Annotated in this window: 8 protein-coding genes; 4 read left to right on the top strand and 4 right to left on the bottom strand. The window is 70.1% G+C overall.

From position 1 onward, the window contains the following. The coding region (locus VF330_RS31290; protein ID WP_330855303.1) for a MaoC family dehydratase at window positions 1-378 on the top strand (378 nt) is incomplete at its 5' end. On the opposite strand, the gene VF330_RS31285 is transcribed toward VF330_RS31290, so the two are convergent. Continuing rightward, complete coding sequence (locus tag VF330_RS31285; protein ID WP_330855302.1) at window positions 367-1,002, bottom strand: TetR/AcrR family transcriptional regulator; 636 nt, start codon at window positions 1,000-1,002, stop codon at window positions 367-369. The two genes, VF330_RS31290 and VF330_RS31285, sit on opposite strands and share 12 nt — an antisense overlap. Window positions 1,003-1,102: 100 nt before the next feature. Between VF330_RS31285 and VF330_RS31280 the strand changes: the two genes are divergently transcribed. The 3 genes from VF330_RS31280 (at window position 1,103) to VF330_RS31270 (ending at window position 3,453) form a co-directional block, all read left to right on the top strand. Next, a complete protein-coding gene (locus VF330_RS31280) occupies window positions 1,103-1,732 on the top strand; it encodes an SCP2 sterol-binding domain-containing protein (protein ID WP_330855301.1) in 630 nt (209 codons plus the stop codon). Window positions 1,733-1,745: 13 nt separating this feature from the next. Further along, entirely contained in the window at window positions 1,746-2,960 is a 1,215-nt protein-coding gene (locus tag VF330_RS31275) for an acyl-CoA dehydrogenase family protein (protein ID WP_330855300.1), read from the top strand. A 100-nt stretch (window positions 2,961-3,060) separates the two neighbouring features. Then, window positions 3,061-3,453: a hypothetical protein gene (locus tag VF330_RS31270; RefSeq protein ID WP_330855299.1), complete on the top strand. Its 393-nt coding sequence runs from the start codon at window positions 3,061-3,063 to the stop codon at window positions 3,451-3,453. On the opposite strand, the gene VF330_RS31265 is transcribed toward VF330_RS31270, so the two are convergent. The 3 genes from VF330_RS31265 to VF330_RS31255 all read right to left on the bottom strand — a co-directional run. Then, complete coding sequence (locus VF330_RS31265; protein ID WP_330855298.1) at window positions 3,450-3,776, bottom strand: hypothetical protein; 327 nt, start codon at window positions 3,774-3,776, stop codon at window positions 3,450-3,452. The genes VF330_RS31270 and VF330_RS31265 overlap by 4 nt on opposite strands. A gap of 69 nt (window positions 3,777-3,845) precedes the next feature. Next, window positions 3,846-4,766 (bottom strand): MerR family transcriptional regulator, encoded by a 921-nt coding sequence (locus VF330_RS31260; protein ID WP_330855297.1) that lies wholly within the window; start codon window positions 4,764-4,766, stop codon window positions 3,846-3,848. 115 nt (window positions 4,767-4,881) lie between these two features. Further along, window positions 4,882-5,941 (bottom strand): dihydrolipoamide acetyltransferase family protein (locus tag VF330_RS31255; RefSeq protein ID WP_330855296.1); only part of this gene is annotated, 1,060 nt, incomplete at its 5' end.

The raw sequence follows: 5,941 nt of genomic DNA, 5'->3' as shown, positions 1-5,941 counted from the left end.
CGGCGAACCGGTGGCGCGTCGGGCTCCGGCGAGGAGCTGCAACGCCCCACCGGCTCGGCGGTGTGGCGGGTGCCCGCGGACATCGGCCGGCGCTACGGCGCGGTGTCCGGCGACCGGAACCCGATCCACCTGCACCCGTTGGGTGCCAGGGTGTTCGGCTTCCGGCGCGCGATCGCGCACGGCATGTGGACCAAGGCGCGCTGCCTCGCGTCGCTGGAAGGCAGGCTGCCGGAGGCGGTCAGCGTCGACGTCCGGTTCAAGAAACCGCTGTTCATCCCCGGCCGGGTCGAGTTTTCGGCCCGCGAGAACGCCGGCGGCTGGGAGTTCGCCGTGTGGGGCAAGGGACCCCACCTGCTGGGGACCGCCTCAGCGCCGTGACGGCGGGTGCCAGACGTTGCCGTCGACGAGGTCGCCGAAGCCCATCCAGACGAGGTTCATGAGACGTGCGGCGACGACGCCGGCGGGTTCCTCGGGGTGGTCGAGCCACCACTCCGCGAGCGACTCGCCGGCCCCGACCAGCGCGGCGGCCAGCGACTCGGCCTCCAGCGTGGTCGCGGGCGCCTTCGTCGACTGGGTGAGCAGCGCCGCGACCAGCGACACCGCCCTGCCGCGCATGTCGGAGAGCTCGACGGCGAACGGCCCGCCCTGAGTGGACGCCTGCCGGTGCAGCACCTGCCAGCTCGCCCGGTTCTCGCCGACGAACCCGAAGAACGCCCGCAGGCCGCTCCACAGCTGCACGTCGGGTTCCTGGTCGGGCTCGACGCCCGTCGCGATGGCCTCCATCATCCGCGTGGCCTCGCGCCGGATGCACGTCGCGAACAGCTCCTCCTTGGAGCCGAGGTAGGCGTAGAGCATCGGCTTCGAGATGCCCGCGACGTCGGAGATCTCGTCCATCGAAGCCGCGTGGAAGCCGAGCCGCGAGAACACGTCGATGGCGGCGTCCATGATCTGCCGCTCGCGGACCGCGCGTGGCAAGCGCTTGGCTCGACCTTCTGTGCGCATCACTACCCCTCAGTTCGGATCAGCAAGATTATCCGATCGGGTTGCCGCCGTATCTACTCACCAGTAGTCTTACTCGCGAGTAGGTACCAGGAGGTGTCCCATGACGCTCGACCTCACCACCGAGGCGATCGCCAAGCTCAGCCCGGCCGAGCTGATCAGCACGCTGGAGCAGGTCTCGCCGGACGATCCCGCGCTGAAGGGCGTCGACATCGACGTCATCGCCCGCGGCATCGACCCGAAGAAGCTGGGCAAGGACGACTTCGCGGCGTTGCTCAGGGCCCTGGGCAGGCTGGCCGACGGCGGCGCGGACCTCGACCTGTCGAAGATGGACCCGTCGAACTTCGCCCGCATCATCTCGCGCGCCTCGAAGGACCAGATCGAGGCCGTCGTCGCCGACGCGGCGCTGCGGGAACGCGTGCTGGACGAGGTGTTCCGCCGCATGGAGGTCCACTTCCGCGCGGACCGGGCAGGGTCCACTCGCGCTGTTGTGCACTTCCACGTGCTGGAAGACGTGTACGAGGCCATCATCGAGAACGCCGAGTGCACGATCAACAAGGGCGTGACGCGCGAGGCCCGTGCCGTCGTGACGCTGACGCCCGCCGACTTCCTCAAGCTCGCGACCGGCAACGCCTCCGCGCCCGTGCTGTTCATGACGGGCAAGCTGAAGGTGAAGGGCGACCTGGGGTTCGCCGCCGGGTTCATGAGCCTGTTCAACATCCCGAAGGCCTGACGGAGGGTTTGCAGTGGGTGGCTTCTCGCTCGAGCTGAACGAAGACCAGACCGACCTGCGCGACTGGGTCCACGGCTTCGCTCGCGACGTGATCAGGCCTGCGGCCTCGGAGTGGGACGAGCGCGAGGAGACGCCGTGGCCGGTGATCCAGGAGGCGGCGAAGATCGGCCTCTACGGCTTCGAGGCCCTCGCGACCTGGTTCGCCGACCCGATCGGCCTGTCGCTGCCCATCGCCACCGAGGAGCTCTTCTGGGGTGACGCGGGCATCGCGCTGTCGTTGATGGGCACCGGCCTGGCCGTCGCCGGCATCTTCGCGGGCGGCGAGCCCGAGCAGCTGGCCGAGTGGGTGCCGGAGTGCTTCGGCGACGAGTCGGACCCGAAGCTGGCCGCGTTCTGCGCGTCCGAACCCCAGGCGGGCTCGGACGTCGCCGGCTACCGCACGCGCGCCCGGTACGACGAGGCGACCGACGAGTGGGTGCTGAACGGCCAGAAGGCGTGGGCCACCAACGGCGGCATCGCGAACGTGCACGTGGTCACCGCTGTGGTCGATGCTTCCTTGGGCTCTCGTGGGCAGGCCGGCTTCATCGTTCCTCCCGGCACCCCTGGCCTGTCGTCGCCGGGCAAGATCAAGAAGCACGGCATGCGCGCCTCGCACACGGCCGACGTGTTCCTGGACGACGTCCGGGTGCCCGGCCGGTGTGTGCTGGGCGGCCGCGAACGGCTGGAAGCCCGGCTCGCGCGGGCTCGCGAGGGCCTTCGCGCGGGTGGCCAGGCCGCGATGGCGACGTTCGAGACCACGCGCCCGACCGTCGGCGCGATGGCCGTGGGCGTCGCCCGCGCCGCCTACGACTACGCGCTGGAGTACGCGAAGGACCGCGAGGCGTTCGGCCGCAAGATCATCGAGAACCAGTCGATCGCGTTCGACCTCGCGAACATGCGGATGGAGATCGACGCGTCCCGGCTGCTGGTGTGGCGGGCGGCGTGGATGGGGCGCAACAACGTGCCGTTCACCGCGGGCGAGGGCTCGATGTCGAAGCTGAAGGCGTCCGAGGTGTCGGTGTGGGCGACCGAGCGGGCGATCCACATCCTCGGCGGGGCCGGGTACACGCGGGACCACCCGGTGGAGCGGATGCACCGGGACGCCAAGATCTTCACCATTTTCGAGGGCACGTCGGAGATCCAGCGGCTCGTCGTGTCCCGGATGATCTCGGGCATGCAGATCAAGTGATGCTCGGCTGAGGTGGCCCGCCGGTCCAGGGATCGGCGGGCCACCGATCTTTGTCCGTTATCGCCCGGTGCACCGGGCCGTGGCCCTACTGTCGTGGCGCATGAAACCGTCGCGGCCGGAGTGGGCCTCGCTTCTCGTCATCCTCGTCGACGCCATCGTCATCGTTTCCGGTTTCGTGACAGGCAGTCCCTTGTTGCCGCGGGCGGCGAACGTCGTGCTCGTGGTGGTCTCCGTCGCCCTCATGCTGGTCGTGCGGATCATGGTCAAGGGCGGGTTCAGCTTCCGCGGGCTGGCCAGGCCGGCCTGGGTCGGCGTGGTGACGGCGATCGCGTTCCTCGGCGGGGCTCTGCTCTTCGCGATCCCGTTGCTCACCGAGCAGTACGTCGACGCTTCCGCGGTCGAGAACCAGCGCGGGTGGGTCGGGCTCGCACTCGCGTTCGCCGGGGGTTCGCTGTTCTACGCCGCGATCCGGCGGCCTGACGAGTCGAGCTAGAGGGGAAGGGTCAGGACCGCGCCCACCCGCTTGAGCTCGCGGCGGTGCACGGCGAGCAGCACCGTGTCGTCGGGGCGGCGGAAGTGCAACACCACGAAGTTCGGGTGCGGTGGGTCCTGGTCGACGACCTGCTCGACGCGGCCCTCGGCGTTGCTGAAGACGATGCGCTCGTCCCAGATGATCTTGGTGGGGCCGAAGAAGAGTTCTCCCTCCTGCCACTCGCCGTCGAGGAACACGTCCGCGTCGCCGCGCGTGTGGTCTTCCCCCGAGGGCCCGAAGGCCTCGCCTATGACGCTCCCCAGGATTTCGAACAGAACTGACATCACGAACCCCCTTCGTTGCCAAGGGAACGAGCTGGGCGCCCAGCTGGTTCCCGTTGGTGCGTCAGGGGTCTAGCCGAACGGCTGTCCCGCCTCGCGCAGCCAGGTGCGCTCGGCCGAGGTGTCCGGCACGCCGGGCCAGCCGTTGACCCTCGCGAGCAGGACCCAGTAGCGCTCGGCGCGCGGGTCGGCGAAGTCGGCGTACGAACGCAGCTTCTCGACGAGGTCTTCGTCGTCCGGCACGTCCAGCGCCTCCGCCCACCGGGCGTTCACGCGGGCCACGACCTCGCGGGCCTCTGGCGATCCCGGCGCGATGCCGGCGTCCAGGGCCGCACGGGCCTGGGAGATCGCGAAGTCGAACGCCTCCCGCTGCCCGTCGGACCGCGGACCCATGTCCACGCCCGCGCGGCGCTGCTCCTCGTGCTGGGCCGACATCCGCTTGATCGCCGCGCGGAAGTCCTGGTCCTGCACCAGCTTCGCGAGCTCGACCCACGCCTCCAGCTGCTCGGTCGTCGGGTCGTCCGGCAGCTCGACGCGCACGGAACGCATGTGCTGCTCGAACCGCGGGTCCAGCTCGTAGGGCCCGAACACCTCCTCGAAGAAGTCGTCGAGGATGCGCTGGCGCTCCTCGTCCGACATGCGTGCCAACTCGTTCATCAGTTCCATCTCCCCTCCCTTGGCGACGGCGCGCAGCACGGCTCGCCTGAGCCGCAACGTCCTCATCTGCGCGTCGATCGCGTCCGCGTGCGTGCGCGCCACGTCGGTCACCGACACCTCGCGGGCCAGCACCCGGCCGGCCGTCGGCAGATCCACACCCAGGTCCCGCAGGGTGCGGACGAGCTTGAGCTTGGCGACCGCCTCGCCGTCGTAGGTCCGGTAGCCGCCGACCGTTCTCGCGGTGGGCGGGATGAGGCCCTGGTCGGAGTAGAACCGGATCGTCCTGACGGGGAGGCCGGTCATCCTGGCCAGCTCGCCGATCTGGTAGCGCGTCACGGGGACAACTGTGCAGTCTCCAGTTGCTGGAGGGTCAACTTGAATCACCGAAAAGGTGGTTGAACAGCGAAAAGGCCCCCGCACCGGAGTGCGGGGGCCTTCGAGCGAGCGGACCTCAGTAGGTCATCGCGATGCCCGGCTCGGCCAGCAGCGCGCCGACGTCGGCCAGGAACTGCGAACCCTGCTGGCCGTCGACCACGCGGTGGTCGAACGACAGCGCGAGCTGGCAGATCTTGCGGATCTTGATCTCGCCGTCGACCACCCACGGCATGTCGCGGATCGCGCCCAGGGCGAGGATCGCGGACTCGCCGGGGTTGAGGATCGGCGTGCCGGTGTCGACGCCGAAGACGCCGACGTTGGTGATCGTGATGGTGCCGTTCATCATGTCGGCCGGCGACGTCTTGCCGTCGCGGGCGACGGTGGCGAGCTCGTCCAGTGCGACCGCGAGCTCCTTCAACGACATGCGGTCGGCGTCGCGAACCTTCGGGACCACCAGGCCGCGCGGCGTCGCGGCCGCGATACCCAGGTGCACGTAGTCCTTGTAGACGATCTCGTTCGCCGCGCTGTCCCACGTCGCGTTGACGTCCGGGGTGCGGCGGGCGGCGAGGATGACGGCCTTGGCGCAGAACGCCAGCGGGGTCAGCTTCACGCCGCGGAACTCCGGCGCGTTCTTCAGGCGCGCGCGCAGCTCCATCATCGGGGTGACGTCGACCGTCAGGAACTCGGTGACGTGCGGTGCGGTGAACGCGCTGTCCACCATCGCCTGCGCGGTCGCCTTGCGGACGCCCTTGATCGGCACCCGGCGTTCGCGCGAGCCGTTGTCCGCGTAGGACTGCACCGGAGCGGGAGCGGCCGGTGCGGCGACGGCGGTCTCGACGTCCTCACGGGTGATGACGCCACCGGGGCCCGAGCCCGTCAACGCGTGCAGGTCGACGCCGAGGTCCTTGGCCAGCTTGCGCACCGGCGGCTTGGCCAGCGGCACGTACCCGCCGGGGGCCTGGACCGGAGCGGGAGCCTGGACGACGGGCGCCGGAGGAGCGACAGGAGCGGGCGGTGCCACGACGGCCGCCGCCGGAGCTGCGGCAGGAGCCGGAGCGTCCTTGCGCGCACGGCGCTTCGCGGCACCGGACTTCGGGCCGTACCCGACGAGCGTCGCGATGCGCCCGCCCGGCATC

Origin of the sequence: Lentzea sp. (genome assembly GCF_036380075.1) — a bacterium.
Lineage (GTDB): Bacteria > Actinomycetota > Actinomycetes > Mycobacteriales > Pseudonocardiaceae > Lentzea.
This window is presented reverse-complemented; position numbering and strand designations above follow the sequence as displayed.

Bases quoted from the DNA above. Each gene is read 5' to 3' on its own strand.
- VF330_RS31285 (WP_330855302.1), bottom strand. From the start codon at position 1,002: ATGCGCACAGAAGGTCGAGCCAAGCGCTTGCCACGCGCGGTCCGCGAG.
- VF330_RS31270 (WP_330855299.1), top strand. From the start codon at position 3,061: ATGAAACCGTCGCGGCCGGAGTGGGCCTCGCTTCTCGTCATCCTCGTC.
- VF330_RS31280 (WP_330855301.1), top strand. From the start codon at position 1,103: ATGACGCTCGACCTCACCACCGAGGCGATCGCCAAGCTCAGCCCGGCC.
- VF330_RS31265 (WP_330855298.1), bottom strand. From the start codon at position 3,776: ATGTCAGTTCTGTTCGAAATCCTGGGGAGCGTCATAGGCGAGGCCTTC.